Consider the following 1,088-nt stretch of genomic DNA (forward strand, 5'->3'; position numbering starts at 1 on the left):
ATTGTGGTATACATGTTGGTTTTACATTAATTCTATTATAGAAACCATATTCAACAGCTTTTAAACATACATTCAATACTTCTCTAATATCTAGTTTAATATCTTCATAGTATTTAAATGCTCTACCAACAGGAACTACGTGAAATATGTGTAGATTATCTATATCATTCTTAATACAGAATTCTACCATGTTAATAACATCATCAACATTATACTTACAGAGTGTGAAATTTATTTGAATTTTTATACCATAATCTTTCAATATTTTTAAACTATTTACAACATGATTCCAAAGTCCTTGAATACCTCTAAATCTATCATGAATTTCAGGTTTTGTTGAGTCAAGACTGATAGCTATAAATTTTAGATTAGAATCAGCAAGTTTCTTAATAATATATTCATTAAGTAGAAGTCCAGAAGTTGCTAATGCAGTATTTATCTTCTTAGAATCTGCATATCTTATAAGATTGAAAATGTCAGATCTAGTTAATGGTTCACCACCTGAAAATACTAGTATTCTAGTACCAATATTGTGAAGTTGATCTATAATATTCATACATTCATCTTCTGATAATTCATTTGGTAATCTCTTAGATGCATCTCTATAACAGTGTGGACATTTTAATACACACATATTTGTAATACCAAAAGATACTAATGTGAACAATATGCCCCCAAGATTATAGATTTTGAGTACAGATTAATTTTATATCTTTCAAAGTGTTTATGTTCTTAAAAACATCACCAAAAATCTTAACTATAGTATCAGCATCTATGAAGTGTGTATTATTTGAAAATTCTAATATAGCTCTCACAGGAACTTTATCCCAAACTTCTGGTCTATATTTTCTAAATATTTTGAGTATAGTCTCAATTCTATATATAGCTACTAGAGGTTCTATAAAACCATTTCTCCATTTAGGTATTACACAATCATAATCATCTTCAAAATTTTCTATTAAAAATTTTATAAATTCTTCAGAGATGTTTACTAGATCTACAGGTATTGTTAAGATATGACTATACTTCCTTCTTAGAAGTATTGCTGCAGTTACAATACCTGAGAGAGGATGATATTTATCAAATAT

At 27.1% G+C, this 1,088-nt stretch carries 2 protein-coding genes; both read right to left on the minus strand.

All coding sequences use genetic code 11. The features are described 5' to 3' along the window. Positions 1–667, minus strand: a 667-nt coding sequence (locus tag AC3WVG_RS12215) for a radical SAM protein (RefSeq protein WP_488798392.1), incomplete at its 3' end; no start/stop codon positions are given. A 13-nt stretch (positions 668–680) separates the two neighbouring features. Beyond that, a partial coding sequence (locus tag AC3WVG_RS12220; RefSeq protein ID WP_488798393.1) for an NTP transferase domain-containing protein occupies positions 681–1,088 on the minus strand: 408 nt, incomplete at its 5' end.

It is taken from the genome of Desulfovulcanus sp., assembly GCF_982781345.1.